Source organism: Streptomyces sp. NPDC031474, assembly GCF_055581185.1.
Window position 1 is genome coordinate 317809 of record NZ_JBVIJX010000003.1, and the last position, 26338, is coordinate 344146.

Annotated in this window: 25 protein-coding genes and 1 pseudogene; 16 read left to right on the forward strand and 10 right to left on the reverse strand. The window is 71.3% G+C overall.

Features of this window, described 5'->3' with window-relative positions; all coding sequences use genetic code 11:
• Positions 1–58: 58 nt before the first annotated feature.
• The 7 genes from ACZ5SK_RS06975 to ACZ5SK_RS07005 form a co-directional block, all read right to left on the reverse strand.
• Entirely contained in the window at positions 59–1714 is a 1656-nt protein-coding gene (locus ACZ5SK_RS06975; protein ID WP_361702611.1) for a thiolase C-terminal domain-containing protein, read from the reverse strand.
• Positions 1711–3078 (reverse strand): cytochrome P450, encoded by a 1368-nt coding sequence (locus tag ACZ5SK_RS06980; RefSeq protein WP_334582025.1) that lies wholly within the window; start codon positions 3076–3078, stop codon positions 1711–1713. The genes ACZ5SK_RS06975 and ACZ5SK_RS06980 overlap by 4 nt, the downstream gene beginning before the upstream one ends.
• Positions 3079–3112: 34 nt before the next feature.
• Positions 3113–3304, reverse strand: a complete 192-nt coding sequence (locus ACZ5SK_RS06985; RefSeq protein ID WP_334582026.1) for a ferredoxin — start codon at positions 3302–3304, stop codon at positions 3113–3115.
• A 16-nt stretch (positions 3305–3320) separates the two neighbouring features.
• Positions 3321–4694: an ABC transporter substrate-binding protein gene (locus ACZ5SK_RS06990; protein ID WP_468575496.1), complete on the reverse strand. Its 1374-nt coding sequence runs from the start codon at positions 4692–4694 to the stop codon at positions 3321–3323.
• A 118-nt stretch (positions 4695–4812) separates the two neighbouring features.
• Positions 4813–6018 carry a CaiB/BaiF CoA transferase family protein gene (locus ACZ5SK_RS06995; protein WP_334582028.1) on the reverse strand — a complete coding sequence of 402 codons (1206 nt, stop codon included), beginning with the start codon at positions 6016–6018 and terminating at the stop codon, positions 4813–4815.
• Entirely contained in the window at positions 6015–7487 is a 1473-nt protein-coding gene (locus ACZ5SK_RS07000; RefSeq protein ID WP_334582030.1) for an aldehyde dehydrogenase family protein, read from the reverse strand. Before ACZ5SK_RS07000 ends, ACZ5SK_RS06995 begins: the two co-directional genes overlap by 4 nt.
• Positions 7484–8215, reverse strand: a complete 732-nt coding sequence (locus tag ACZ5SK_RS07005; protein ID WP_334582031.1) for an SDR family oxidoreductase — start codon at positions 8213–8215, stop codon at positions 7484–7486. The genes ACZ5SK_RS07000 and ACZ5SK_RS07005 overlap by 4 nt, the downstream gene beginning before the upstream one ends.
• A 182-nt stretch (positions 8216–8397) precedes the next feature.
• Here ACZ5SK_RS07005 and ACZ5SK_RS07010 point away from each other — a divergent pair, with 182 nt between their 5' ends.
• The 4 genes from ACZ5SK_RS07010 to ACZ5SK_RS07025 are packed head-to-tail and all read left to right on the forward strand — an operon-like array spanning position 8398 to position 11568.
• Entirely contained in the window at positions 8398–9204 is an 807-nt protein-coding gene (locus ACZ5SK_RS07010) for a TauD/TfdA dioxygenase family protein (protein WP_334582032.1), read from the forward strand.
• Positions 9201–9920 carry an SDR family NAD(P)-dependent oxidoreductase gene (locus ACZ5SK_RS07015; RefSeq protein WP_334582034.1) on the forward strand — a complete coding sequence of 240 codons (720 nt, stop codon included), beginning with the start codon at positions 9201–9203 and terminating at the stop codon, positions 9918–9920. The genes ACZ5SK_RS07010 and ACZ5SK_RS07015 overlap by 4 nt, the downstream gene beginning before the upstream one ends.
• The gene (locus ACZ5SK_RS07020; protein WP_334582035.1) at positions 9917–10498 is read left to right on the forward strand and encodes a carboxymuconolactone decarboxylase family protein; all 582 of its coding nucleotides are present in this window, start codon (positions 9917–9919) and stop codon (positions 10496–10498) included. The genes ACZ5SK_RS07015 and ACZ5SK_RS07020 overlap by 4 nt, the downstream gene beginning before the upstream one ends.
• Complete coding sequence (locus ACZ5SK_RS07025) at positions 10495–11568, forward strand: NAD(P)H-dependent amine dehydrogenase family protein (RefSeq protein WP_334582036.1); 1074 nt, start codon at positions 10495–10497, stop codon at positions 11566–11568. Before ACZ5SK_RS07020 ends, ACZ5SK_RS07025 begins: the two co-directional genes overlap by 4 nt.
• Positions 11569–11611: 43 nt before the next feature.
• Here the strand turns inward: ACZ5SK_RS07025 and ACZ5SK_RS07030 are convergent, their stop codons facing one another.
• Genes ACZ5SK_RS07030 through ACZ5SK_RS07040 form a run of 3 tightly spaced genes read right to left on the reverse strand, consistent with a single transcriptional unit; the run spans position 11612 to position 14454 of the window.
• On the reverse strand, positions 11612–12403 hold the full coding sequence (locus ACZ5SK_RS07030) for an enoyl-CoA hydratase (protein ID WP_361702603.1): 792 nt from the start codon (positions 12401–12403) through the stop codon (positions 11612–11614).
• Positions 12404–12413: 10 nt separating this feature from the next.
• Entirely contained in the window at positions 12414–13574 is a 1161-nt protein-coding gene (locus ACZ5SK_RS07035) for an acyl-CoA dehydrogenase family protein (protein ID WP_334582038.1), read from the reverse strand.
• Positions 13575–13599: 25 nt separating this feature from the next.
• Positions 13600–14454: an acyl-CoA dehydrogenase family protein gene (locus tag ACZ5SK_RS07040; RefSeq protein ID WP_334582040.1), complete on the reverse strand. Its 855-nt coding sequence runs from the start codon at positions 14452–14454 to the stop codon at positions 13600–13602.
• A gap of 165 nt (positions 14455–14619) precedes the next feature.
• Here ACZ5SK_RS07040 and ACZ5SK_RS07045 point away from each other — a divergent pair, with 165 nt between their 5' ends.
• From ACZ5SK_RS07045 to ACZ5SK_RS07100, 12 genes and pseudogenes are all read left to right on the forward strand, one after another.
• The gene (locus tag ACZ5SK_RS07045; RefSeq protein WP_334582041.1) at positions 14620–15444 is read left to right on the forward strand and encodes a TetR/AcrR family transcriptional regulator; all 825 of its coding nucleotides are present in this window, start codon (positions 14620–14622) and stop codon (positions 15442–15444) included.
• Positions 15445–15728: 284 nt separating this feature from the next.
• Positions 15729–16895, forward strand: a complete 1167-nt coding sequence (locus ACZ5SK_RS07050) for an acyl-CoA dehydrogenase family protein (RefSeq protein ID WP_334582042.1) — start codon at positions 15729–15731, stop codon at positions 16893–16895.
• Between the two features lie 20 nt (positions 16896–16915).
• On the forward strand, positions 16916–17683 hold the full coding sequence (locus ACZ5SK_RS07055) for an SDR family NAD(P)-dependent oxidoreductase (protein ID WP_334582043.1): 768 nt from the start codon (positions 16916–16918) through the stop codon (positions 17681–17683).
• A 67-nt stretch (positions 17684–17750) separates the two neighbouring features.
• Entirely contained in the window at positions 17751–18527 is a 777-nt protein-coding gene (locus ACZ5SK_RS07060) for a FadR/GntR family transcriptional regulator (protein ID WP_334582044.1), read from the forward strand.
• A gap of 167 nt (positions 18528–18694) precedes the next feature.
• Positions 18695–19498 (forward strand): enoyl-CoA hydratase/isomerase family protein, encoded by an 804-nt coding sequence (locus ACZ5SK_RS07065; protein WP_334582045.1) that lies wholly within the window; start codon positions 18695–18697, stop codon positions 19496–19498.
• Between the two features lie 2 nt (positions 19499–19500).
• Positions 19501–20481 (forward strand): acyl-CoA dehydrogenase family protein, encoded by a 981-nt coding sequence (locus tag ACZ5SK_RS07070; protein WP_334582046.1) that lies wholly within the window; start codon positions 19501–19503, stop codon positions 20479–20481.
• The gene (locus tag ACZ5SK_RS07075; RefSeq protein ID WP_334582047.1) at positions 20478–21632 is read left to right on the forward strand and encodes an acyl-CoA dehydrogenase family protein; all 1155 of its coding nucleotides are present in this window, start codon (positions 20478–20480) and stop codon (positions 21630–21632) included. Before ACZ5SK_RS07070 ends, ACZ5SK_RS07075 begins: the two co-directional genes overlap by 4 nt.
• Positions 21633–21646: 14 nt before the next feature.
• Positions 21647–22743: pseudogene (locus ACZ5SK_RS07080) on the forward strand (AMP-binding protein); the annotation flags it as partial.
• 174 nt (positions 22744–22917) lie between these two features.
• Positions 22918–23229 carry an AMP-binding enzyme gene (locus ACZ5SK_RS07085; protein WP_468575575.1) on the forward strand — a complete coding sequence of 104 codons (312 nt, stop codon included), beginning with the start codon at positions 22918–22920 and terminating at the stop codon, positions 23227–23229.
• Between the two features lie 32 nt (positions 23230–23261).
• Positions 23262–24404, forward strand: coding sequence for a CaiB/BaiF CoA transferase family protein (locus ACZ5SK_RS07090; protein ID WP_468158430.1), 1143 nt, complete (start codon positions 23262–23264; stop codon positions 24402–24404).
• Positions 24401–25201: an enoyl-CoA hydratase/isomerase family protein gene (locus ACZ5SK_RS07095; protein WP_468158429.1), complete on the forward strand. Its 801-nt coding sequence runs from the start codon at positions 24401–24403 to the stop codon at positions 25199–25201. The genes ACZ5SK_RS07090 and ACZ5SK_RS07095 overlap by 4 nt, the downstream gene beginning before the upstream one ends.
• On the forward strand, positions 25198–26334 hold the full coding sequence (locus tag ACZ5SK_RS07100) for a thiolase family protein (protein WP_334582052.1): 1137 nt from the start codon (positions 25198–25200) through the stop codon (positions 26332–26334). Before ACZ5SK_RS07095 ends, ACZ5SK_RS07100 begins: the two co-directional genes overlap by 4 nt.
• Positions 26335–26338 lie beyond the last annotated feature (4 nt).

Sequence of the window (26338 nt, forward strand, 5' to 3'; positions counted from 1 at the left end):
ACGGTCCTGTGCGTCACGGTCTTGAGCCTGACGGTCTCGTGCGTCACGGTCCTGCAAGTCATGCGTCCGTCCTGAGCAGGAGTACGCCGCTGGGGGTGAGGCCACCGCTGGAGACCACCGCGGTACGCGCGCCCGCCACCTGCCGCGCCCCGGCCTCGTTGCGCAGCTGGAGCACGGCCTCGTGCAGCAGGCCCATGCCGTGGGTGCGACCGTGCGAGAGCTGGCCGCCGTGCGGGTTCAGCGGCAGGATCCCGTTGGGGGCGATGTTCTTGCCGCCGTCCAGGAAGTCGCGGGCCTCGCCGATGCCGCAGAAGCCGAGCGCCTCGATCCAGGACAGGCAGTTGAAGGTGAACCCGTCGTAGAGCAGGGCCACGTCCACGTCGGCGGGGCGCAGGTCGGTACGCGTCCACAGGTGGGCGGACTGACCGAGTACCTGCGGCTCGTGGGTGAGGGTCGACTGGTCCCACTCGGGGCGTTCGACGATCCGGGTACCGACGGCCTCGACGCGTACCGGGGGTCTCCGCAGGTGTGGCGCACTCTCGGCGGCGGAAACGACGACGGCCGTGGCGGCGTCGACCGGGACGTCGCAGTCGTACAGGCCGAAGGGGGTACTGATGGGGCGGGCGGTGAGGTAGTCGTCCATGGTGAGCGGGTCGCGGTAGACCGCGTCCGGGTGGCGGGCCGCGTTCGCACGCTGGTTGAGGGCGATCCAGCCGAGCGTCTCGCGGGTGGTGCCGTAGCGGTGCATGTGCCGCTGGGCGTTCATCGCGAGCATGATCGCGGGCGAGACGGCGCCGAAGGGCTTGAACCAGCCGTCCGGGTCCGCCTGTCGGGGTGCGCGGATCCGGCCCTGCCGCAGGAGTTCGGCGTACGTCGCCTCCCACACCGTGCGGAAGCACAGCACGTGCCGGGCCAGTCCGCCCGCGACCGCGAGCATCGCGGCGATCACCGAGCCGCCCGGCCCGAACGTCTCCCCCGCCCCGTTGTGCCACACCGGGCGGACGCCGAGCGCGGACTCCAGCGCGCTCACCCCGCCCTCGGCGAAGCCGCCGAAGGCGCCGGCGCCGGGGTAGGTGGACAGGCCGTCGATGTCGTCAAGGGTGAGTCCGGCGTCGGCAACGGCCTTCTCGCAGGCCTCGACGGTGAGTTCGAGGGGCGACACCATCAGGCGGCGGCCGATGCGGGAGGCGCCGGCGCCGCTGATCACGGCGCGGTCCTCGAACCTCGGTCCCACGGGCGCCCGGTGGGGGTGCCCGGTGACCGGGGTGTCCTCGGGCAGCGGTGCGGGCGGGGGCTGTTCGGCGCACGGCCGGAACAACGGCAGCCAGGCCTCGCCGGCCTGTTCGAAGACAGCCTCCATGCGCATACCGATGCGCAGGTCCTCCGCCGCGCAGCCGACGACGTTCGTGGTCAGCCGGACCCGCGGGTCCTCCTCGATCGCCACCTGGGCGACGACGAACGGGGAAGGCAGGCCCGGGAAGGGGAAGCGGTGGTTGACGGTGAATCCGATCAGCGTGGCGAAGCCGGAGACCTCGCTCACCCGCACGTCGTGTCCCCGGCAGTGGCGGCACACCGGCTGCGGCGGGTGGATCAGCGCCCGGCAGTCGGTACACGTCTGGAAACGGAGTCGTCCGTCCCGGCCGGAGGCCCAGAAGAACTCGGTCTCCTGGCGGATCTCCGGCTGCGGACGGACGGCCTCCGTGGAGCCACTCAACGGATTTTCGCCTGCGCTGTGCGGACGGTGACGGGCTCGGCCAGTCCCTGCTCCTCACAGGCCTGCTGGAGGCTCTCCAGGGTTTCCGCCAGCCCGGGTCCGAGGCGGGGACCGGGAGTGAAGGCGGCGGGGAGGTGGCGCATGCCCTGGATGACACCGATGGTCTCGTAGTGGACCGTGCCCTCGGGGTCGCACGTGAAGTCCGGCATGCGGTCGAGGACTTGGAGCAGCATCCGCTTGAAGACCGTGCGGGCGACGTTGGATCCGATGCAGCGGTGGATGCCCAGGCCGAAGGCCGTGTGGCGGTTGCCGCCGCGCGCGAGGTCGACGTGGTCGGGGTCGGAGAAGACCTGCGGGTCGCGGTTGGCCATCGCCCAGGACAGCCACACCCGGTCGCTCTCCTTGAACTCGGTCCCCGCGATCACGCAGTCCTCGGCGACGGTACGTCCGTCGCCGGGCGCCGGGGTGAAGTAGCGCAGGAACTCCTCGGTGGCCGTGTCCAGCAGGGTGTCGCGTTCCTGGCTGAGCCGGACCCGTTCGCCGGGATGCTGGGAGAGCCACTCCAGGGAGTGCGCGGTCAGCGCGGTGGTGGTGTCGAAGCCGCCGCCGATGAGCAGGGCGAGGGCACCGACCAGGTCCGCCTCCGGCGGGGTGGCGCCGTCGATGTCCATCCGGACGAGGGCGTTCACCAGGCCGGGGCGCGGATGGGCGCGGACCTCCTGGAGGGTGGCGGCGATGTCCCCCATCATCGCCATGTGGGCCTCCACCACCCGCGCCATCTCGGGCGAGTTCGGCGGGGTGTAGACGCCGGCGTGGGCGGGCTCGTTGTACAGCTCCCACTTCTTCAGGGGGATGCCCATCATGGCGAGGGTGAAGACGGCCGGGACGATGTTGGCGAGGTCGTCGACGAAGTCGATCCGGCCGGTCTCGATCCGCTCGTCGATGCAGGCGCGGGCGACGTCGTCGATGAAGGGGATCCACCGCGTGACGGCCGCGGGTGAGAGGTAGGGGTTCAGGGCCGTCCGGTAGGCGCGCTGCTCGGGCGGGTCCATCTCCAGGAAGCCGCCCCGCAGGCCCCTGCCACGGGGCGGGGCCGGGATGCTGATGCCCTGGTAGCCGCGGCGCTCGCCGTGCACGTCGTGGTCGTTGGACAGCTTCTCGCCGGCACGGGCGAAGGCGATCAGCTCGCGGTTGCCGGCGGCCACCCAGTGCCCGCTGTGGGTGTCGGTCCAGGCGATCGGGCAGCGAGCGTGGAACTCGCGGGTCTGCTCCTCGAACCGGTGGCGGTACTCGGGGGCGTGCCGGTCGAAGTCGATGCGGGGCTGCTTGCGGGCGTCTTCGCCGGTGGTCTCCGGTGCGGTCATGACGTGGGCTTCCTCTCCGTGCGCCGGGTGCGGCTCAGAACACGCCGATGGCGCGTTCGGGGCAGGAGCGGACGGCCTCGACAACCGCCTCCTCCTGGTCGGTTGGCACGTCCTCGGCGACGGGCGAGGAGTGTCCGTCGATCTCGCTCAGTTGGAAGAATTTCGGGGCGCGCATGGCACACAGGGTGTGGCCCTGGCAGCGCTCGGGGTCGACGCGTACCTTCACGTCCTGTACCTCCGGTTCATGTCAGGTCGGACAGCGACTTGCCGACGTCGGCGAGGGTGGCCGGTTTGCCGTAGTCGCCCCTGTACTTGTAGGTGGGGGCGTCGCAGCGGTAGGCGCCCTGATCAGGCTTGAAGTCGGCGGCCTGCCAGCCCTTGGACGTCGCCTCGACGACGAAGTAGCACTTGGGCGGTTCCTTCGAGGTGAGGTCGAAGGGGGCCTGCAGGCCGCCCGCGGTCCAGTCGGTGTTCTTCATCGCGTTGTCGTAGACGCACTTGCGGGTGACGGTCGCGCAGTCGCGTGCGGAGGTGGCGAACAGCAGCCACGCGGAGAAGGCGCGCAGGACGGGGTAGGTGACCTGCTTGCCGGGGGCGTACTTCTCGAACAGGTCGATCACCTGCTGGGCGGCGGGGTTGTCGGCGGCGCTCTCCAGCGGGGCGGTGGCGAACAGCTCGGCGTAGTTGTGCTGCTTGGCCAGGGCGGGGCCTGCCAGTTGCGGGAAGGCGGGGCCGTAGGCGTTGCTGTTGGCGTCGATCCAGTCGGGGGCGTAGCCGATGTTGGTCAGGGCCTGCTCCAGCTTGGCCAGGCTCGGGAAATCGCCCAGGAAGACCAGCCCCTTGACGCCGTTCTTCTTGATCGACTGCGCGTAGGGGGTCCAGTCGGAGACGCCGGCCGCCGGGTAGAGGTCGCTGTAGGAGGCCTTGCCGCCGAGGCCGGCGACGGCCTCCTCGAACTGGGCGGCCATGACCTTGGTGACGGGTGAGTCGCCCGCGATGACGCCGACCTTCTGCGCGGAGTCCGGGTACTTGTCCTTCAGCAGCCAGGAGTAGTAGCCGGCGTACTGGAAGTACCCGGCGATGGGGCCGGAGGCCATCGCCTGGAGGTCGGAGCCGATCGCGCCGATCTGGCTGGACTGGGCGGGGAAGGTGGGCAGAAGGCACTTGAGCCGGTCCTGTACGCCGAGGCTGTCCAGCGCGGCGCCGCCGCCGACGAGCACGAAGTCCGCCCTGCATGCCTCCAGCACGCGCTGGCGGACCTCCATCAGCCTGGTGTCGCGGGTCACGGGGACGAGGTCGCGGCCGTTGATGCCGCCGGCGTCGTTGCACCAGGACGTGAACACCTTGGCCGCGTCCACGAATTCGGACCTCTTGGTGAAACCGACGTCGGACAGGACTCCGACCTGGATCTTGTCGGCGGTGACGCCCTGCACCGGCGAGGACTTGGCGGTGCCACGCCCGCACACGCCCTTCAGCGTGCCGAAGTCGGAACTCCTCTGGGCGGCGGGACTCGCCTTCTGCGTGGTGCCGGTGCCGGTGTCGTCGCCGGAGCGGGTGGAGCAGCCGGCCAGCAGCACCGCGACCGCGGTGACCGTGCCGATCAGCAGTCTTCGCATGGTGCCTCCTCGGGAGCTCGGACGCCGTCGTCCGAGGAAGTGAGGGAGTGCGGGATGTGGGGGTGCGAGGGAACGTGGGGGGCTGTCGGCCACCGGCCCGGGCGGGCCGGGAGGCCGGTCAGGTGATCGCGCCGTTCGCCTTCAGGGCGAGGATGCGGTCCCAGTCGTAGCCCAGTTCGGCGAGGATCTCCTCGGTCTGTGCGGCGAACTCGGGGGCGGGTCCGAGGAGGGTGTCCTCGACGTCGAACTGGACGGGGCTGGCGACGAGTTCGAGCTCACCGGCCCGCCCGATGTAGCCGTTGGCGCGGACCTGCCCGTCGGCGGCGGCCTGGAGGGTGTCCTGGACGGGCGCCCAGGGCCCGTCGAGGGCGGCGAGGTCCTTGGACCACTCGGTGAGCGTGCGGCCCGCGATCACCTCGCGGAGGATCTTGACAGCGTCGGCGGTGTGCTCGGCGAGTGCCTCGGCGGTGGCGAACCGCGCGTCGTCGGCGAGCTCCGGACGGCCCACACACCGGCACACCTGCGGCCAGAACTTCGCCGGCTGGAGCATGACGAAGGCGATGTGGCGGCCGTCGGCGGTGCGGTAGAGCCCCGACAGCGGGTTGGTGGGCGAGCCGTGCGCGCTGGGCCGCACGCCCTCCCAGGCGCGGTCGAGGTGGGTGGAGACGGCGACGGAGTGGCCCAGCGCCCACAGGCCGCTGCCGAGCAGGGAGACGTCCACGACGGAGGTCTCGCCGGTGCGTTCGCGACGCAGCAGGGCCGCCGCGATACCCCCGGCCAGGTTGGTCCCGGAAATGGTGTCGCCGTAGGCAGGCCCGGGCGGGCTGATCATGCCGTCGGTGCCGGGCGGGGTGATGGTCGCGGCGGTTCCCGCCCGCGCCCAGAAGGCGGTCATGTCGTAGCCGCCCTTGCCGGCCTCGGGGCCGCGCGGGCCGAGGGCGCTGCCGCGGGCGTAGACGATGCGCGGGTTGACCGCCCGGATGTCGTCCAGGTCGATGCCGAGGCGGGTGCGGGAGGCGGGCAGGAAGCTGGTGAGGAACACGTCGGAGCCCTTGACCAGTTCGTACAGCACCTCGCGGCCCTCGGGGCGGGAGATGTCCAGGCCCAGTGAGCGCTTGCCGCGGTTGGCGTGGGCGACGTTGGGGTTGGGGTCGCCCTCGACGCGGAACGGGCCGGTCTGGCGCAGTCCGCGCTGCGGGTCGCCATTGACGGCGTGTTCGACCTTGACCACGTCGGCGCCCCAGTCGGCCAGCACGGCCCCGGCGGACGGCACGAAGCCGTACATGGCGACTTCGAGGACGCGGATGCCTTCGAGCGGCTTCATGATGCCGCCTCTTCGGGCAGTACGACCCGGGCGAGCGCCTTCTCCTCCAGGAACTCCTCGAATCCGGAGCGTCCGCTCTCCCGGCCGATGCCGGACTGCTTGTAGCCGCCGAACGGCACGTCGGGCGAGAAGTAGTTGCCGCCGTTGATGGAGAAGGTCCCGGTGCGGATGCGGCGGGCGAGGCGGATCGCGCGCTCGTCGTCGGCGCTGTGCACGGCGCCTGAGAGGCCGTACCTGGAGTGGTTGGCGATGCGGACGGCGTCGTCCTCGTCGTCGTAGGGGATGACCGCGAGGACGGGTCCGAAGACCTCCTCCTGGGCGATCTCGCTGTCGGGGTCGACACCGGCGAGGAGGGTGGGTTCGTAGAACCAGCCGGGGTCGATGCGCCGGCCGCCGCGTACCAGGGTCGCGCCGGCTTCGACGGCGCGCCGCACCATGGCGTCGACCTTGTCGCGCTGCTGTTCGCTGATCAGCGGGCCCATGGCGGTCTTGGGGTCGCTGGGGTCGCCGACGCGCACGCGCTCCATGCCGGCGGCGACGAGCTGCACGATCCGGTCGTGGTGGGCGCGCGGGACGAGGAGGCGGGAGGTGAGGGCGCAGCCCTGGCCGGAGTGGGAGCAGATGGTGAAGGCGGCGAACATGGCGGCCTTGGTGAAGTCCGCGTCCTCCAGGACGATCATGGCGGACTTGCCGCCGAGTTCGAGGAAGACCCGCTTCACGCTGACGGACGCGGCGGCCATGATGCGGCTGCCGGTGGCGGTGGCGCCGGTGAAGGTGACCAGGTCCACGTCGGGGTGTGTGGTGAGGACCTCGCCGACCTCGGCGCGCGAGGAGCTCAGTACGTTCACGACACCGGGCGGGATGTCGGTGTGCTCCGCGATGAGCTCGCCGAGCGCGAGGGTGGTCAGCGGGGTCTGCGGGGCGCCTTTGAGGACGACCGTGCAGCCGGCCGCGAGCGCGGGGGCGAGCTTGGCGAGGGCGAGCTGGTTGGGGAAGTTGTACGGCAGGATCGCGGCGACCACGCCCGCCGGTTCCTTCTCCACCCAGCGGTGGTGGCGTTGCCCGCGCGACTCCTTGTCGCCGAGGTCCTCGGTGAACTCGTAGCTCTCCAGGAGGTCGGCGTAGTACGTGACGAGGCCGATCGGCTCGTCGAGCTGGGGGCCGTGGGTGAGCCGGCGGGGTGCGCCCGCCTCCGCGATGGTCAGCTCGCGCAGTTCCTCGCGGTGCTCGTCGAGCGCGGTGCGCAGCCGGCGCAGACAACGCAACCGCAGCTCCCGGTTGGTGGACCAGTCGGTGGTGTCGAAGGCACGGCGGGCGGCGGCGATCGCGGTCTCGGCGTCGGCCGTGGTGGCGTCGGGGGCGTGGCCGAGCAGGGCGCCGGTGGCGGGGTTGTGGGAGGGGAAGGTCGTCTCGGCGGGGGTCAGCTTGCCGTCGATCAGCTGGGACTTGACGATGTGGGTGGTGGTCACAGCCGCACCACCGATCCGCCGTCGACGGCGATGACCTGGCCGGTGACCCAGGACGCCTCGTCGGAGAGCAGGAACAGCAGGGCGCCCGCCTGGTCGGCGGGCGTGCCCATGCGTTTGAGAGCGAAGGACTGCACCATGGCCGTTCGGTACTCCTCGGGGATGATGCTGCGGGCCGCCTCGGTGTCGGTCGGGCCGGGCGCGATCGCGTTGACGCGGATGCCGCGGGAGCCGAGTTCGGCGGCGAGCGAGGCGGTCAGGTGGTTGATGCCCGCCTTGGCGAGCCCGTAGAAGCCGGTGGGCTGCCAGGCCGCCGTGGACGACTGGTTGACGATGGCCGCCCTCTCCTTCAGGTGCGGCAGGACGGCGCGGGTGACGTGCAGCGCACCCAGCAGGTTCACCTTCAGGAACCGGTCCAGGTAGTCGTAGTCGACGGTGACGACGCCCTCGCGGCGCATGCCGTGGAAGATGGCCGCGTTGTTGACCAGGTGGTCGATCCGCCCGTACTCGCTGATCACGGTCTCGGCGAGCGCTTCGGCGGAGGCGGGGTCGCCGACGTCGGTCCGCACGAACAGGGCGTCGCCGATCTCCTTGGCGACCCGCTGCCCCTGCTCCTCGTTCAGTTCCGCGACCACCACGCGTGCGCCCTCGGCGGCCAGCGCCCTGGCGTACCCCTCTCCGATGCCCTGGCCGGCCCCGGTGACGACCGTCACCTTGTCCTTGAACCGCATCCCAGCCTCCTCGCTCGGTTGGTCCGGAAACTACATTCTCCGTTTGGGCGAATCAAGCATTCGGACAGGAGAACCAAATGCTCCTGAGTCGGACGGGACACCTCAACGGATCCCCCACACAAAGGTCTTCCCGCTCCGGGGGTTACGAGAATAAGGTTCTCATATACGGAAGGGGTGTTTTCATGATCGATTCGAAGGCTCTGAGTCCCGCGCTCGGCGTGGAGTTCACGGGAGTCACCGACCCTCTCGACGACTCCTTCATGCTGCGCTGCGTGGAGGCCCTGAAGTGGCGCGGCGTCCTGCTGGTGCGCGGGCTGCACCTCGACGACGAGCGGCAACTGGCCTTCAGCCGCAGGCTCGGCCAGGTGGTCGTGCTGGGCGACGAGGAGATCTTCCCCATCTCCATCAACCCGCGAAAGAGCAGGACCGCCAAGTACCTCAAGGGCGCGTTCCACTGGCATCTCGACGGCACCACCGACGACGTACCGGTCAAGGTGACCACACTGACCGCCCGGCAGGTCGCCATGACCGGCGGCGGCACCGACTTCGCCAGCACCTACGCCGCGTACGAGAACCTTCCGCGGAAGGACCGCGAGCGCTACGAAGGTCTGCGCGTGGTGCACACCTTCGAGGCCGCCCAGCGCCTGGTCAACCCCAACCCCTCCGAACGGGAACTGGCCGCCTGGCGCACCCAGCCGGCCAAGGAGACGGCCCTGGTGTGGCGGCGCCGCGACGGCCGCCGCTCCCTGGTCACCGGCGCCACCGCCGGCCATGTCGTCGGCATGGACCCCGACGACAGCCGCGCCCTGCTGGACGAACTGCTCGACTGGACCACCCAGGAGCGTTTCCGCCACACCCACGACTGGGAGGTCGGCGACCTGGTGGTCTGGGACAACACCGGCATCCTGCACCGGGCGCTGCCCTACGACGAGAACTCCGAGCGGCTGCTGCACCGCACGACCGTCGTCGGCGAAGAGGCGTTCGCATGAGCGCTCCGACGCAAGCCACCGCCGTCGTGACCGGCGGTGCCTCCGGCATCGGCCGGGCGATCGTCCGACGCCTGGCCGCCGACGGCCTGAAGGTGGCCGTCCTCGACATCGCCCCCGCCGAGGACACCTTCGGCCTGACGGTCGACGTGACCGACCGCGCCCAGGTCGACAAGGCGATGGAAGCCGTGCGCGAGCGGCTGGGGCCGGTCCAGGTCCTGGTGAACGCCGCCGGCAAGGACGGCTTCATCCGTTTCGCCGACCTCTCCTTCGCCGACTGGCAGCGCGTGGTCGACATCAACCTCAACGGCGTCTTCCACTGCGTGCAGTCGGCCCTGCCGGACATGCTGGCGGCCCGCTGGGGCCGGATCGTGAACATCTCCTCCTCCAGCACCCACTCCGGCCAGCCCTTCATGGCGCACTACGTCGCCGCCAAGTCCGCGGTGAACGGGCTGACCAAGTCCCTCGCGCTGGAACTCGGCCCGAAGGGCATCACGGTGAACGCGATCCCCCCCGGCTTCATCGACACCCCCATGCTGCGCACGGCCGAGCAGGAGCAGCGGCTCGGCGGCACGGTCGAGGACCACATCGCGCGTACACCGGTACGCCGGGTCGGCCGCCCGGAGGACATCGCGGCGACCTGCTCCTTCCTGGTCCGCGAGGAGGCCGGCTACATCACCGGGCAGATCATCGGCGTGAACGGGGGCCGCAACACATGACCAGGCTGCCGCTGATCCCGTACGAGGAGTGGGACCCCGAGACGCTGCGGCCGCTGACCGGCGGCCGCACCGTCCCGCCGTCGAACGCCCTCGGCCTGTTCCTGAACCATCCGGCCCTGGCCAAGGCGTTCCTGGCCTTCGGCACCCACCTGCTCTACCGCAGCACGCTGCCGGCCAAGGTCCGCGAGCTGACGATCCTCCGCGTCGCGTGGCGGCGCCAGTGCCGGTACGAATGGGTCCACCACCTCGTGATGGCCCGTCAGGTAGGGGTGACCGAAGAGGAGTTGGAGCAGGTGCGCCGGGGCGCCGACACCCTGGTGAACCGGGCCGTGGACGAGCTCGATGCCACCTCCACGCTCTCCGACGAGCTGTACGCGCGACTGGCGAAGGAGCTGGACGAGCGCCAGCTGCTGGACTTCGTGTTCACCGTGGGCGGCTACGGGATGCAGGCCATGGTGTACAACACCTTCGGGGTGGAGCCCGACCCGGGGATGGACGACGAGGTCATGACCGACGAGAAAGGCGGCCCGCCGGACATGGGCCGCCAGGGCACGGACGCGGACGGGACGGGCGGGTGAGCGCGGTGGCGGACAGCGGTCGTCCCGCACGGGACGGCCGGCCCCTGCGCATCGTCCAATGGGGTACGGGAACCATCGGCGCGCACTCGCTGCGGGCCGTCGTCGAGCATCCGCACATGACACTGGCGGGGGTCTACGTCCACAGTGCGGACAAGGCCGGGAGAGACGCCGGCGACCTGTGCGGGACGGGCCCGACGGGCGTCCTCACCACCGGCAGTCTCGACGAGGTCCTGGCCCTGGACGCCGACTGTGTGCTGCACATGCCACTGACCACCGGCCACGACGAACTGTGCGCCCTGCTGGCCTCCGGCGCGAACGTCGTGACCACGACCGGGGGTCTGCACCACCCGGCCGGCCTCGATCCCGCCGTGCGCGAAAGGGTCGAGACCGCCTGCGCGCAGGGCGCCAGCTCGATCCACGACACCGGCAGCAGCCCCGGCTTCATCACCGAGGCCGTACCACTCGTCCTCGCCTCGGTGCAGCGGCGGCTGGAGACGATCACCATCCACGAGTACGCCGATCTGTCCCGGCGTGACTCGCCGGAGCTCCTGTTCGACGTGATGGGCTTCGGCCGGGAGCCGGCCGCCGTGTTCGACGAACGGCGCCTCGCTCATGTGCGGTCCAGCTTCGGGCCGTCCCTGTGTCTGGTCGCCGACGCCCTGGGACTGCCCGTGGAGGAGGTACGGGCGCGTGGACGCCTCGCCACCGCCGCGCGCACGACCGGCATCGCCGCTGGTGTCCTGCGCTCGGGAACGGTGGCGGCGCAGCGGATGACGGTGTCCGCGCTACGGGACGGACGTGCGCTGCTGGAGTTCAACGCGACCTGGTACTGCACCACCGACCTCGATCCGGCCTGGCAGGTGCGGCCCACCGGGTGGCATGTGACCGTCGACGGCGACGCGCCCCTCGACCTCGACATCCGCTTCCCGGTGCCGCTCGAGCGGATGGCCGCCGTCTCCCCCGGCTACACCGCCCACCGCGCCGTCAACGCCGTACCGGCGGTCTGCGCGGCCGCACCCGGCATCCGCACGACGGTGGACCTCCCGCCCTTCACCGCGGCGCTGGGCTGAGCCGCGACGACGCTCCGGCTCGGCCCTGGGACAGCCGGACGGCTCACCCCTGCCTCAGGCGCTGCTTCATCTCGTCGAGGCGCGTGAGGATCGGGAAGCCGTCCACGCTCAGCGCGTTGCCGTGGCCGGTCTGGTGAATGTCGAAGACGGACTGCACAGCGGCGTAGAAGCCCTGGACGTCGAGGGTCTGATTGACCGCGCGCTTGGCCTGCCGCAGTCCGAAGGGCGGCATCGCCGCGATCCGGGCCGCCAACTCCCCGACGGCCGCTTCGAGTTCGTGGAGCGGCACGACCTGGTTGACCATGCCGGCCTGTTCGGCCTCACGGGCGGTCAGCGGCCGTCCGGTGAAGAGGATCTCCTTGGCCTTGCGTGGACCGAGCTCCCAGGTGTGGCCGTGGTACTCGACCCCGCCGATGCCCATGTGCACCACCGGGTCGGAGAACTCGGCGTTCTCCGCGGCCACGATCAGGTCGCACGGCCAGCACAACATCAGCCCGGCGGCGATGCACTTGCCCTGGACGGCCGCGATCGTGGGCTTGGGAATGTTGCGCCACTTCAGCGAGTACTCCAGATAGCGGCGCGTCTCGGCGTCGTAGATCCACTCCAGGGTGATCTCGTCCGGGCCGGGCCAGCGGTCCTTCAGGTCGTGCCCGGCGGAGAAGTGGCGGCCGTTGGCCCGCAGGACGACCACCCGTACCTCCTCGTCCCGCGCGGCCCTGGTCCAGGCCGCGTCGAGGTCGTCGAGGAGGGCCATCGTCTGGGCGTTGGCCGCCTCCGGGCGGTTGAGGGTGATGGTGGCGATGCCGTCCTGGGTGTCGTACAGGATCTGGTCCATGCCCGGCGTCCTAACGGGGTAGGCCGAGGATGCGCTCGGCGATGATGTTGCGCTGGATCTCGCTGGTGCCGCCCGCGATGGTGCCGGCGAAACTGCGCGCGTACCTCTCGAACCAGCTGGAGATGAAGTGTTCGTGGTGCATGTGGTGGTACGGACCCGTGCGCTTGGGATGGTCCAGCCCCTCGGCGCCGTGCGCCTCCAGCGCGTGCAGGGAGGCGGACTGGACGGCCTCGGAGCCCAGCAGTTTGAGCACCGAGATCTCCGCCGGCTCGCGGCCCTGGCCGAGCCGGCGGTAGCCGAGCAGCCGCAGCGCCGTCAGGTCCATACGGAGGGTGGCGTACCACTCCTGGCCGGTGCCGACGTCGGCGGCGTCGCGCAGCAGGTCCTCCAGGCGTTCGGCGTACGACAGCCACAGCAGCGTGCGCTCGTGGCCGAGGGAGCCGTTCGCCACCCGCCAGCCCTCGTTCAGCGGCCCGACGAGGTTCTCGCGCGGCACCTGGACGTCGGTGAGGAACACCTCGTTGAAGTCGAGGTCGTCCTCGGCGGCGATCGACCCGAACGGCCGGCGTTCGACGCCCCTGGCGGCGGTGGGGATCAGCAGGGCGCTGATGCCCTGGTGCTTCGGCGCGTCCGGGTCGGTGCGCACGAAGGTGAGCAGGATGTCGGCGTCGTGCGCACCGGAGGTCCAGATCTTCTGCCCGTTGACCACGAACCCGTCCGCGGTGGGTACCGCGCGGGTGCGCAGGGAGGCCAGGTCGGAACCGGCCTCGGGCTCGCTCATGCCGAGCGCGGCGGTGATCTCGGCGCGCAGGATCGGTATGGCCCAACGGCGCTTCTGCTCCTCGGTGCCGAAGGTGAGCAGGGAGGCGGCGATGATGCCGAGGCCTTGCGGGTTGAAGCTGTGGTAGATCCGGCGTCGGGCCAACTCCTCCAGGTGGGCGAGCTGTTGGGGCAGTCCGGCGTTGCGTCCGCCGTACTCGGGCGGTTGGCCCGGCAGCAGCCAGCCCGCCTCGAACAGGGTGCGCTGCCAGCGGCGCGCCCAGTCGGGGACGTGGGCGCTGGAGCGGGCGCGTTGTTCGCCGGCCTCGGCCGCGGCGGGCAGGTGGGCGTCGAGGAAGGCGGAGAACTCCGCGCGGAACTCCTCCACCTCGGGGTCGTCGGCGAGTTTCATGAGGCTGCGTGTGTCGCGAGGCGTGTCATGGGGTCACGAGCGCCTTCCTGTGGACGGAAGCGGTGCCGAGGAGCAGGTCGCAGGCCTGGGCCCGCTTGAGGTGGTACTGCAGTTCGTTCTCCCAGGTGAAGCCCATGGCACCGAACAGCTGCAGACCGTGCCGGAAGACCAGACGCTGGCACTCCCCCGCCGCGGCCTTGGCCATGTGGGCGGCGTCGGCGCTGCGCGGGTCGTCCTCGGCGAGGGTCAGGGCGCAGAAGTGGGTCAGGGCGCGGGCCCGTTCGATCGCGACGTGCATGTCGGCCGCCTTGTGCTTGACGGCCTGGAAGGAGCCGAGCGGACGGCCGAACTGCACCCGCTGCCGGACATGGTCGAGCACAAGGTCGAGGACGCGTCGGCAGGCGCCCACGCAGGTGGCGGCGAGCCCCATGAGGGCGAGGTCGGGCACCCGGGCGGTGAGGCCGGCGGCCCTGACGTGGGCGACGTGCAGGTGCGGGTCCAGGACGGGGACACGTTCGGCGGCGAGGTCGGCGCCGGGGACCACGGTGACACCGTCGGCGGTGAGCAGGGCGATCTCGTCGGCCCGGTCGGCGTCGAGGACATGGCGCCCGGTGCCGTTGAACACGGCGGTGCCGCTGCCCTCGGGGAGACGGCCGGTGAGGGGCGCGAACCAGGTGGCGCTGGCCAGGAACGGCGTCGGGTCGGCGGCGTACCCCAACTCCTCGAGAATGATGGCCAGTTCCAGCGGAGGGGCCTCCAGCCAGCCGAGCCGGCGATAGGTCTGCCACTGCTGCCGCTCGGGACGGCCGCGCACCTTGGCGACTGTTTCGCGCACGGTGCGCCGCAGCAGCCGCTGCTCCTCGTCGAGTTCGAACTCCATGTTGCGCCCCCTCGGCCGTAGCGGCAGCTGCACACCGGGCGCCGGCCCGGACCGGGCGAGAATAACATTCTCATTCTAAGCAAGTAAGAGTCTTGTAACTTGCGGAGCGCAATTCGGTAGGGGCATGCGGCTCGCTTTTCACATGTGTCGAGTACCGTTCTACCCATGAGTGAGGTCCCCGCAGAACCCGCCGAGAGCCCCGAGCCCGCCTGGCGGCAGCGCGCCGTCGAGCGTTCCACCCGGGCGGCGAAGCTGCGCGCCGAGCAGCGCGTGCAGCGATTCCTCGACGCCGCCCAGGAGCTCATCGCCGACAAGGGCACCACCGACTTCACCGTGCAGGAGGTCGTGGAGCGCTCCCGTCAGTCGCTGCGCAGCTTCTACCAGCACTTCGACGGCAAGCACGAGCTGCTGCTCGCGCTGTTCGAGGACGCGCTGTCGAAGTCGGCGACCCAGATCAGGGAGGAGACGGCGGGGGAATCCGATCCGCTGGGGCGCCTGAAGATCGCGGTCGAACTGCTCTACGACTCCTCCAAGCCGCGTCCGGGCCGGCAGTCCCCACTGTTCACCGACTTCGCGGTGCAGTTGCTGGTCAGCCACCCGGACCAGGTGGCAAGTGCCCACCTGCCCCTGCTGGCCCTGTTCACCGAACTGGTGGAGAGGGCCGTCGAGGCGGGTCAGGCCGTCTCGGCGAAGCCGCGGCGCACAGCGTCCCTGATCATGCAGACGGCGATGTTCACCGCGCAGGCACCCGCGGCGCCGGTCGGCGCACATCCCTCACCGGTCTCCGTCGACGAGGTGTGGGAGTTCTGCCTCGGCGGGATCACCGGCGGGGTGAGTGGCCGCACGGCGGGGGAAGGCGAGAGCACGGCGCCCGCCAAGAGGACGAGCACGGCACGCAAGGCGGCAGCACAGAAGACGGGCGCCGCGACGAAGGCGGCGGCCCCGGCGAAGCGGACCACGCCCGCCAGGAAGGCCACCACCTCCACCTGAGCGCCAACCCCACCACCACAGGATCGACTTCCCGCCACACGGCCCGACCCGGCCGCCGGCACTCGCACCGGCCCCCACGACGCGTTCGCGGGGGCCTCTGTGTGACCGGAACACTCCCCAGCGGGTCCCGACCGGAAGCTACCCCCTGCCCTGCGGCGCGAATTGTCCCTGTCCCTTGGCGTGAAGTCCCCCCCTCGACGGGAGGCCGGGCCGGGGTCTTGACCGAGCTTTCGGTCTGACCTTTGATATGTTTCGACATCAGCCGCCAACAGAGAGGTCCCACGGTGGACTTCGAGCTGACCGAGGACCAGGAGACGATCCGCGAGTCCGTGGCGGGCCTCCTGCGCGACTTCGACGACCGGTACTGGATGGAGAAGGACCGGGACCACGCGTTCCCGGAGGAGTTCTACGCGACCGTCGCGGACGGCGGCTGGCTCGGGATCACGATCCCGCAGGAGTACGGCGGCCACGGCCTCGGCATCACGGAGGCGACGCTGCTGCTGGAGGAGGTCGCGCGCTCGGGCGGAGGCATGAACGCCGCCAGCGCGATCCACCTGTCCATCTTCGGCATGCATCCGGTGGTGGTGCACGGCTCCGACGAGCTGAAGCGGCGCACCCTGCCCCGTATCGCCAACGGCGACCTGCACGTGTGCTTCGGGGTGACGGAGCCCGGCGCCGGACTGGACACCACGAGTATCACCACCTACGCCCGCCGGGACGGCGACCACTACATCGTCAGCGGGCGCAAGGTCTGGATCTCCAAGGCACAGGAGTCGGAGAAGATCCTGCTGCTGACGCGCACCTCGCGGCTCGACGAGGTGGACCGGCGGACGGACGGCATGACGCTGTTTCTCACCGACCTGGACCGCGGCCGGGTGGACATCCGGCCGATCCCGAAGATGGGCCGCAACGCCGTCACCTCCAACGAGCTGTTCATCGACGAGCTGCGGGTGCCGGTCGAGGACCGGGTCGGCGAGGAGGGCGAGGGATTCCGCCACCTGCTGGACGGCCTGAACCCGGAGCGCATGCTGATCGCCGCCGAGGCCCTGGGCATCGGCCGGGTGGCCCTGGACCGGGCCGTGCGCTACGGGCGGGAGAGGGAGGTGTTCGGGCGTCCCATCGGCATGAACCAGGGCATCCAGTTCCCGCTGGCCGACGCGCTCGCGCGCCTCGACGCGGCCGAGCTCGTGCTGCGCAAGGCGACCTGGCTGTACGACCAGGGACGGCCGTGCGGGCGGGAGGCCAACACCGCCAAGTACCTGTGCGCGGACGCCGGGTTCGAGGCCGCCGACCGGGCCCTGCAGACGCACGGCGGCATGGGCTACTCCGAGGAGTATCCCGTGGCCCGCTTCTTCCGGGAGGCCCGTCTGATGCGGATCGCCCCGGTCAGCCAGGAGATGGTCCTGAACTACCTGGGGTCCCACACGCTGGGTCTGCCCCGGAGCTACTGAGCGGCTATGGAGGAGCTGGGATGACCGAACGTACGGGACTGTTCGACCTCACGGGGCGCTCGGCGCTGGTGACCGGCGCCGCCGGCGGCATCGGCGCGGCGGTGGCCGAGGCGCTCGCCGGGGCCGGCGCGGCGGTGCTCGTCACCGACGTCGACGAGGCGGCGGCGCGGGCCGTGGCCGGCAAACTCACCGACGCGGGCATGACGGCACAGGGCGCCGCTCTCGACGTGCGGGACCGGTCCGCCGCCGACGCGGCGGCCTCCCGCGCCGCCGCGCTCACCGACGGAACCCTGCACATCCTCGTCAACAATGCCGGAGTCACGGCACCCGCGATGTTCGAGAAACTCTCCGAGGAGTCCTTCCGGGACCTGGTCGACATCCACGTCCTGGGCGCGTTCCACTGCACCCAGGCAGCGCTGCCGTTCCTGGCGACGGACGGGACCGGCCGCGTCATCAACGTCACGTCGTCGGCCGGCCTGACCGGCACGCTGGGGCAGGTCAACTACTCCGCGGCCAAGGCCGGCATCATCGGGTTCACCAAGTCGCTCGCGCGCGAACTGGCCAGGAAGCAGATCCTGGTCAACGCCCTGGCGCCACTCGCCGCGACACCCATGACGCAGACCATCCGGACCGATCCGAAGTTCGCGCAGCGGATGCTCGCCCGCATCCCGCTGGGCCGCTGGGCCGAGCCGGAGGAGATCGCCGGAGCGTTCGTGTTCCTCGCCTCCGACGCGGCGTCCTTCGTGACCGGGCAGGTCCTTCCGGTGGACGGAGGGCTGGTCATCTGACAGGCGGCGGGCGGGGTGTGTTGAATGGATCAGCCGAAACGGATGTACGACGAGAGGCCTGAATCCCGTGCCCAGCGCCCACCCCACGCCCCGCACCCCGCGCTTCGACGCGCTCACCGTCCCGAAGGCCTCGGACGTGCTGGCGGCCGAGGTGCGCGAGCGCATCCTGTCCGGTGAGCTCGCCGAGGGCACACCACTGCCCCCGGAGCGGCAACTGGTGGAGCAGACGGGACTGAGCCGGGCGACCGTGCGGGAGGCGCTGCGCATCCTGGAGGTCGAGCGGCTCGTGGAGATCCGGCCGGGGCGCGGGGGCGGGGCCTTCGTGCACCGGCCGGGCCGCGAATCCCTGGCGAGCACCGTGCAGTTGGTCATCCGCGGCCAGCAGATCCGGCTGGCGGCACTGCACGAGACCCGTGAGGCGATCGAACCGGCGTGTGCCGCGCTCGCGGCAGGCCGGCGCACCGAGCAGGACCTCGCCGACCTGGACGCCGCCCAAGCAGACCTGGTCGAGGCCGGCGACGACATCCGGCGCTTCCTGCGGGCCAACGTCCACTGGCACAACGCGATCGCGAAGGCCGGCGGCAACGAGCTGCTCATCGGGTTCCTCGGCGCCCTTTCGGAGTCGATCTACGCGGCCACCCATCTGGAGCAGTTCATGGACGCCCGCATCCGCGAGGTCACCGTCCGCGCCCACGCGAGGATCACCGAGGCCGTGCGGCAGGGCGACGCGGCGGCGGCCCGGCGGCGGATGAGCCGCCACGTGTGCGGGTTCGCCCAGGCCGCCGCGGAAGTCGACGGACGGGAGCAGGTGGATCTGGCGGACCCGGCGGACCCGGAGGGCTGACCGCCCCACCGGCTGACCCGCCGACCGCGCACCCGTGCACCCGTGCACCCGTGCACCCGTGCATACCCACGCACGGGTGCCGTGCATGCACATGCGCGAGAATGTGATTCTCCATTTTGCGCAACACCATTGACACAGTCGGCCTGACCTTTAATAACATCGACGGCATGACCGACGAGAGCCAGGCGCTGACCGTGGCCGCCGACGGAGACGTCCGCGTCGTCACGCTGAACCGGCCCGATCGCCTCAACGGCGTCTCGGCCGCTCTCCATCGCAGGCTGTCGGAGGTGTGGCGCGAGCTCGCCGAGGACGGCGAGGCCCGTGCGGTGGTCCTCACCGGAGCGGGCCGGGCGTTCAGCGCGGGCGGCGACTTCGACCATCTGCTGCGCCACCACGACGACCCGGAGCTGCGCGAGCGGTCCATCCGACTCGACCGGACCATCCAGACGGAGATGATCCGCTTCCCGCTGCCGGTCGTCGCCGCCGTCAACGGGCCCGCGGTGGGCCTGGGCTGCTCCCTCGCCCTGGGATGCGACCTCGTGCTCATGGCCGAGGACGCCTACCTCGCCGACCCGCACATCTCGGTGGGCCTGGTCGCCGGCGACGGCGGTGTGACCCTCTGGCCGCTGCTGACGAGCCTGCTGCGGGTGAAGGAGTACCTGTTCACCGGGGACCGCATCCCCGCCGCCACCGCCGTCGAACTCGGCCTGGCCAACCGGGTCGTCGCTCCTTCCGACCTGATGAGCGAGGCCCTGGCCCTGGCCCACCGGCTCGCGGCGCAGCCCCCGGAGGCGCTGCGCGCCACGAAGGCGGCGCTCGCGGCGGTGGTCGAGCAGGTCTCGCGCGGCGGTATGGAGGCGGCGTTGCTGGCCGAGCGCTCCACCATGACCAGTCCCGACCACATCCGCATCATCAACGACCTCGCCTCCCGTGCGAGCCGCCGTTCCACCCCCGCCGCCGAGGAGGACTGAGCGTGGAGCGCGAGGAGTTCACGCTGGTCCGGGACATGCTGCGGACGCTCGCGACCCGCTTGGGCACGGGCTCGCCCGACGAGGCCGGACCGGGCACGCGCAGCGCCGCGCAACGGGCGGTGGACGACCTCGGCCTGACGGAGCTCCGCCGCGCCTCCCCACCGGCCGCCACCGTGCAGGAGTGCGCCCTGCTCGCCGAGGAGCACGGCCGACGTCCGCTGGCCACTGCCCTGCTGGGCACCGCGCTGCTCGGCCCAGAACTGCTGCGTCTCCTCGACGCGGACGGGAACACCGAAGGCGCTGCCGGCGCCCGGCCCACCGTCGCTCTGGCCCACGACCTGCGGTTTCCGGGGCCCGGTGCGACGGACCTGGTGGCCTGGGACTGTGCGGGGGCGGACGCCGCGCTCCTCGTCGACGCCGAAGGCCGGGTGACGCTCGTGGAGCTGGGGCCGCCCGCGCCCACCGCGGACCTCCTGCGCGGTGTACGGCGGGCCTCGCCCGCGGGACGGCAGGTCGGCCGGCTCACACCTGAGGCACACCAGCGGTGGCAGGCATTCTGCCTGGTCGTCGTGGCGAGTGAACTCGTGGGTGCGGCCAGGTCGTTCGTGGAGCAGAGCGTGGACTACGCCCGTGAGCGGCACCAGTACGGGCGGCCGATCGGCTCCTTCCAGGCCGTGCAGCACCTGCTCGCCGACGCGACCGTCCTCGTGGAGGCCTGCACCAGCGCCACGCGTCACGCCGCATGGTGCCTGGACAGCGAGTCGGCCGGCCGGGCGCTCACCGCGGCGCGCGTGGCAAAGGCGGAGGTCAACACCTCGGCCGTCGAGGCGGTGTACGCCGGCATGCAGGTGTTCGGCGGGATCGCCCAGACCTGGGAGCACGTGGCCCATCTGTACCTGCGCCGGGTCCTCGTGGGGGCCACCCTGCTGGCGACCACGGCCGACCTGCTGCCCGCGCTGGCCGCACCGGAGGCGACGCGATGACGGATCCGCACCTGCCCCTGGACTTCGGCGTGCCGGCGGATCTGGAGCGGCTGCGCCACGACCTCCGCGCCTGGCTCGCCGACCATCCGCTGCCCGAACGGCCGGTAGACGAACCGCTCCCCGTCTTCCTGCACCGCTGGCACCGCCGGCTGCACTCCGGCGGCTGGGTCGGCCTCGACGTGCCGCGGGAGTACGGGGGCCGGGGTATGACCGCACTGCACCAGGTGGCCGTCAGCGACGAACTGGGAGCGTGCGGCGCGCCCGGTGTCCCCCGGATCGGCTATCTCGCGCACGCCCTGATCGAGTTCGGCTCCCAGGAGCAGCGCCGCCGTCTGCTGCCGCGCATGCTCTCCGGTGACGACGTGTGGTGCCAGGGCTTCAGCGAGCCCGGCGCCGGCTCGGACCTGGCCGGCATGAACACCTTCGCCGAGCGACGGCCCGAGGGCCACTACGTCGTCAACGGGCAGAAACTGTGGACCAGTTACGCCCAGTACTCCAGCCTCTGTCTGCTGCTGGCCCGCACCGACCGCACCGCGCCCGCCCGCACCTCCGTCTCTGCCTTCGTACTGCCCCTGGACCGCCCCGGCGTGACCGTCCGGCCCCTGCGCGCGGCGAACGGCGACGACGAGTTCTGCGAGCTGTTCCTCGACGACGTACGCCTGGAGGAGTCCGAGCGGATCGGCGCCGAGGGCGACGGCTGGCCGCTGGCGATGACGACGGTGGCCTACGAGCGCAACGCCCTGGACACCGGCCACCTGTCGAAGTACGGGCAGCTGATCGAACGTCTGCGCCGTGCCGCGCACGAGCGCCGAGGCACGCTCCCGGACGGGCTGCTGTCGGACATCGGACGCTGTGTCGTCGACTACCGGGTCCTCGTCGCCCACGCCCGGCGCCGCACCGCCGAGCGGCTCGCCGGGCAGCCTGCGGGGCCGGAGTCGTCCGTGGACAAGCTGCTCATGACCCGCGCCGAACAGCGCCTGTACGAGACAGCGCTGAAGGTCTTCCCCGAGGAACTCCACGAGGGGGGCGGCGAGGTCCTGGGCGACTACTTCTACTCGCGGGCCGCGTCCGTGTACGGCGGCACGTCCCAGATCCAGCGGAACATCATCGCCAAGCGGCTGCTGCGCCTGCCCGCCGACCGCCGTGCCTGAACGGAGCACCCGTCATGCGACACGACCTGGAATTCCTCAGCATCCCGAACGTGGTGAGAGTCGCCGCACGGCGGTTCGGGCAGGCCCCGGCCCTCGTCGACGGCGCACTGCGCCTCACTTTCCAGGAGCTGGCGGCCCGGATGACGCACGCGGTGCGCTCGGCGCTCGCGCTCGGCATCGGGCCGGGTGACCGCGTCGGCCTGTGCGCACCGAACTCGGCGGAGTGGATCGTGACGGCCCTCGGCATCCAGGGCGCGGGGGTGTCGTCGTACCGCTCAACACCCGTTTCAAGGCGACCGAGATCTCCTACATCCTGCGGAAGTCCGGCGCGAAGGCACTGTTCGCCGCCGCGTCGTTCCTCGGCACCGACTACATCGCGGAGCTGAGACGCATCGACCCCGAACTGCCCGCGCTCCGCACCACGGTGTCGATGCCGGGTGGCACGGAAGGCCTCGACTGGAGTCAGTTCCTCGCACATGGTGAGGAGTGCCCCGAGGAAGCCGCCCACGCGTCCGTCGACCGGCTCACCCCGGATCACGTCTCCGACGTGATGTTCACGTCCGGCACCACCGGCCACCCCAAGGGCGTGATCCTCACCCACGGGCAGACACTGCGGGCGTACGGCTGGATGTCCACGGAGTACACCTTCACCTCCTCCGACAGCTTCCTGGTCATCCCGCCGTTCTTCCACTGCTTCGGCTACAAGGCGGGCTGGCTCGCCTCCCTGATGCACGGCGTGACCGTGATCCCCATGGCCGTCTTCGACGCGGGGCGCGCCCTGGAGGTCATCCAGGCGGAGCGGGTGAGCATCGTCCTCGGCCCGCCGACGATCTTCCACGACCTGCTGAACCATCCGGCGCGGTCGTCGTACGACCTGTCGTCCCTTCGGGTGTCCATGACAGGCGGCACAACCGTCCCGGAGTCGCTGATCCGGGCGATGAAGAAGGACCTGTCCTTCGACATCGTGCTGAGCGCCTACGGCCTCACCGAGTCGACGGCGCTGGTCACCACGACCCGGACCGGCGACGCCGAGGAGACGGTGGCCCGCACCACCGGGCGTCCGATTCCGGACGTCGAGGTCCGTATCGTCGACGAGGCCGGACAGGACGTGCCGGCGGGCGAGGAAGGGGAGGTCCTGGTCCGCGGCTACAACGTCACCCGCGGCTACTGGGACGCCCCCGAGGCCACCGCCGAGACGATCGACCCCGACGGCTGGCTGCACACCGGCGACATCGGCCGCCTGGACCCGGACGGCAACCTGGCGATCGTCGACCGCAAGAAGGAGATGTTCATCGTCGGCGGCTTCAACGCCTACCCGGCCGAGATCGAGAGGCTGCTCCTCGGCTACGAGCCGATAGCGCAGGCGGCGGTGATCGGGGTTCCGGACGAGCGGCTCGGCGAGGTCGGCTGCGCGTTCGTCGTGCCGAGACCCGGAGCGAACGTCACCGAGCAGGACGTCATCACGTGGGCCCGGGAGCACATGGCGAACTTCAAGGTGCCCCGTCAGGTGCGCTTCGTCGACCAACTGCCGCGCAACGCCAGCCAGAAGGTGCTCAAGCACGAACTGCGCGCCCGCTACGGAAGCCGGGCACGGTGACGAGCGGCGGCCCCCTGGCGGGGATCACGGTCGTGGCACTGGAACAGGCCGTGTCTGCTCCCATGTGCACGCGCACACTCGGCGACTTCGGCGCCCGAGTGATCAAGGTGGAGAACCCGGCGGGCGGCGACTTCGCCCGCCACTACGACGACGTGGTCGGCGGCCTCGCGGCGCACTTCGTGTGGGTCAACCGGGGCAAGGAGTCGGTGGCCCTGGACCTGAAGTCGGACGCCGGGCAGGCGGTCGTGCACCGGCTGCTGGAGCGCGCCGACGTCCTGGTCTCCAACCTCACCCCCGGCACCACCGCCAAGCTGGGCCTGTCCCCCACCGACCTGGAGGTGCGCCACCCGCACCTGATCGCCGTGGAGATCGACGGGTACGGGCCCGGCGGGCCCCTCTCCCACAAACGCGCCTACGACCTGCTGGTCCAGGCGGAGTCGGGGGCCTGCTCGGTGACCGGTCACCCCGGAGCCCCGGCCAAACCGGGCCCGCCGGTGGCGGACGTGTGCAGCGGCCTGTACGCGGCGCTGTCGGTGCTTTCGCTGCTGTACGCCAGGCGGCCCGGGCAGGTGGCGGTGAGCCTGTTCGACACCATGACCGAGCTGATGGGCTATCCGCTGACGTACACCCGGCACTCGGGGATCGAGCAGCAGCCGCTCGGCATGGGTTCACCCGCCGTGTCTCCCTACGGCGCCTACCCCACGGCCGACGGGCGGACCGTCGTGCTCGGGACCACGAACGACCGCGAATGGCGACGGCTGGCACGGGAGTTGCTTGGCCGGCCCGAGCTGGCGGACGACGAGCGGTTCCGCACCAACGCCGGTCGTGTGGCGCACCGTGCGGTCCTGGACGAGGAGATCGGCGCCTGGTGCGCACACCACGAGCTGGCGTATGTCCAGGAGCGGGCCGACGCGGCCGGGATCGGCAACTCCCGCTACAACACGGTCACCGACGTCCTCGCCCACCCGCACCTGGCCGCCCGCGACCGCTGGCGGCAGGTCGACACGCCCGCGGGTCCGGTGCCCGCGCTGCTGCCGCCGCCCGTGGTCACCGGGTACGACCCGCCGATGGGAGCGATTCCCGCGCTGGGCGAGCACACGGACGCCGTGCTGGCCGAACTCGGGTACGCGCAGGGCGAGATCGCCGCCCTGCGGGCGCGGGGGGAGATCCGGTGAGCGTGCTGCTGACGAGTGACTCCGGTGGCGTGCGGACTCTGACGCTGAACCGGCCTCACCGCAGGAACGCCATCGATGCCGAGCTGTGGGAGGCACTGCGGGCCGCTCTCACGGCGGTCGCCTCCGACGCTGGCGTCCGGGCGCTCGTCCTGACCGGTGCGGGCGGCGCCTTCTGCTCCGGCGCGGACATCCCCCGGCAGGTCAGCACCGTCCACCCCCTGTACCGGATGCGGCCGCTGACCGAGGTGACGCTGCTGCTGCACGAACTGCCCGTACCCACCGTCGCCAAGGTGACCGGGCCGGCGGTGGGCGCGGGCTGGAACCTGGCACTGGGCTGCGATCTGGTGGTCGCCATCCCCGAGGCGCGGTTCTCGCAGATCTTCGCGCGGCGCGGGCTGTCCCCGGACTGCGGCGGCTCCTGGCTGCTGCCCAGACTCGTCGGACTGCAGCAGGCCAAACGGCTCGCGCTGCTCGCGGAGACCATCGACGCCGAAGAGGCGCGGGCACTGGGCCTGGTGACCTGGGTGACGGACGCCGCGACGGTGGACGCGTTAGTCGACGACCTGACCGCCCGGCTGGCCGCGGGTCCGCCCGTCGCCCTCGCCCAGACCAAGGCGCTGCTGAACGAGGGCAGTTACCGCACCCTGCGGGACGCCCTGGCCAACGAGGCGCGGGCACAGGCCGTGAACTTCGCCGGGACGGACGTCCAGGAGGCGTACACCGCGTTCGCCGGCCGCCGTGAACCACTCTTCACCGGCCGCTGGGCCGTACCGAGCCGATCGGAGGACGACACGTGACACGGGAAGCGGTGATCGCGGCAGCGGTCCGGACCGCCGTGGGCAGACGTAACGGGGGGCTGGCGGGCATCCACCCCGCCGACCTGTCCGGAGCGGTGCTGAGCGCGCTGGCCGAGCGGGCCGGGGTCGACCCGGAGACGGTCGACGACGTGATCTGGGGCTGTGTGTCCCAGGTCGGTGACCAGTCGAGCAACATCGGCCGCTACGCGGTGCTGGCGGCAGGCTGGCCCGAGAGCATCCCGGGGACCACGGTCAACCGGGCCTGCGGATCGAGCCAGCAGGCGCTGGAGTTCGCCGTGCACGCGGTCCTGTCCGGGCAGCAGGACGTGGTCGTGGCGGGCGGGGTGGAGGTCATGAGCCGGGTGCCGCTGGGCTCGGCGAGGGCGGGCGGAGCGCCGTACGGCCCTCAAGTCCTGTCCCGGTACCAGGACTTCTCCTTCAACCAGGGCATCTCGGCGGAGAAGATCGCGCAGAAGTGGGGCTTGTCGCGGACGCGGCTGGACGCGTACGCGGCGCTGTCGCACGAGCGGGCGGCTGCCGCGCAGGACCGCGGGGCCTTCGAGGAGCAGATCGTGCCGGTGGCGGGGGTGAGTGCCGACGAGGGCATCCGCCGGGGCACCAGCGTGGAGACACTCGCGGGGCTCAGGCCGTCGTTCGTCGCGGACGGAGTGATCCACGCGGGCAACTCCTCGCAGATCTCCGACGGAGCGGCGGCCGTCCTGGTCACCACCCCCGGCCGGGCGCGGGAGTTGGGGCTGACGCCGATCGTGCGGTTCCGAGCGGGCGCGGTGGTCGGCTCCGACCCGGTGCTGATGCTCACCGGGCCAATCCCGGCGACGGAGAAGGTGCTGCGGAAGGCGGGCGTTGCCCTGTCGGACGTCGGGGTCTTCGAGGTGAACGAGGCCTTCGCCCCCGTTCCGCTCGCCTGGCTCGCCGAGACCGGCGCCGACCCGGAGCGGCTCAACCCGCTCGGCGGCGCCATCGCTCTCGGCCATCCGCTCGGCGCCTCGGGGGCCGTCCTGATGATCCGCATGATCCACCACATGCGGGAGCGGGGCATCCGTCACGGCCTGCAGACCATGTGCGAGGGCGGCGGCACCGCGAACGCCACCCTCGTCGAACTCGCCGACTGACAGG

Bases quoted from the DNA above. Each gene is read 5' to 3' on its own strand.
- ACZ5SK_RS06980 (WP_334582025.1), bottom strand. From the start codon at position 3,078: ATGACCGCACCGGAGACCACCGGCGAAGACGCCCGCAAGCAGCCCCGC.
- ACZ5SK_RS06990 (WP_468575496.1), bottom strand. From the start codon at position 4,694: ATGCGAAGACTGCTGATCGGCACGGTCACCGCGGTCGCGGTGCTGCTG.
- ACZ5SK_RS06995 (WP_334582028.1), bottom strand. From the start codon at position 6,018: ATGAAGCCGCTCGAAGGCATCCGCGTCCTCGAAGTCGCCATGTACGGC.
- ACZ5SK_RS07005 (WP_334582031.1), bottom strand. From the start codon at position 8,215: ATGCGGTTCAAGGACAAGGTGACGGTCGTCACCGGGGCCGGCCAGGGC.
- ACZ5SK_RS07010 (WP_334582032.1), top strand. From the start codon at position 8,398: ATGATCGATTCGAAGGCTCTGAGTCCCGCGCTCGGCGTGGAGTTCACG.
- ACZ5SK_RS07015 (WP_334582034.1), top strand. From the start codon at position 9,201: ATGAGCGCTCCGACGCAAGCCACCGCCGTCGTGACCGGCGGTGCCTCC.
- ACZ5SK_RS07020 (WP_334582035.1), top strand. From the start codon at position 9,917: ATGACCAGGCTGCCGCTGATCCCGTACGAGGAGTGGGACCCCGAGACG.
- ACZ5SK_RS07030 (WP_361702603.1), bottom strand. From the start codon at position 12,403: ATGGACCAGATCCTGTACGACACCCAGGACGGCATCGCCACCATCACC.
- ACZ5SK_RS07035 (WP_334582038.1), bottom strand. From the start codon at position 13,574: ATGAAACTCGCCGACGACCCCGAGGTGGAGGAGTTCCGCGCGGAGTTC.
- ACZ5SK_RS07040 (WP_334582040.1), bottom strand. From the start codon at position 14,454: ATGGAGTTCGAACTCGACGAGGAGCAGCGGCTGCTGCGGCGCACCGTG.
- ACZ5SK_RS07045 (WP_334582041.1), top strand. From the start codon at position 14,620: ATGAGTGAGGTCCCCGCAGAACCCGCCGAGAGCCCCGAGCCCGCCTGG.
- ACZ5SK_RS07055 (WP_334582043.1), top strand. From the start codon at position 16,916: ATGACCGAACGTACGGGACTGTTCGACCTCACGGGGCGCTCGGCGCTG.
- ACZ5SK_RS07065 (WP_334582045.1), top strand. From the start codon at position 18,695: ATGACCGACGAGAGCCAGGCGCTGACCGTGGCCGCCGACGGAGACGTC.
- ACZ5SK_RS07075 (WP_334582047.1), top strand. From the start codon at position 20,478: ATGACGGATCCGCACCTGCCCCTGGACTTCGGCGTGCCGGCGGATCTG.
- ACZ5SK_RS07085 (WP_468575575.1), top strand. From the start codon at position 22,918: ATGTTCATCGTCGGCGGCTTCAACGCCTACCCGGCCGAGATCGAGAGG.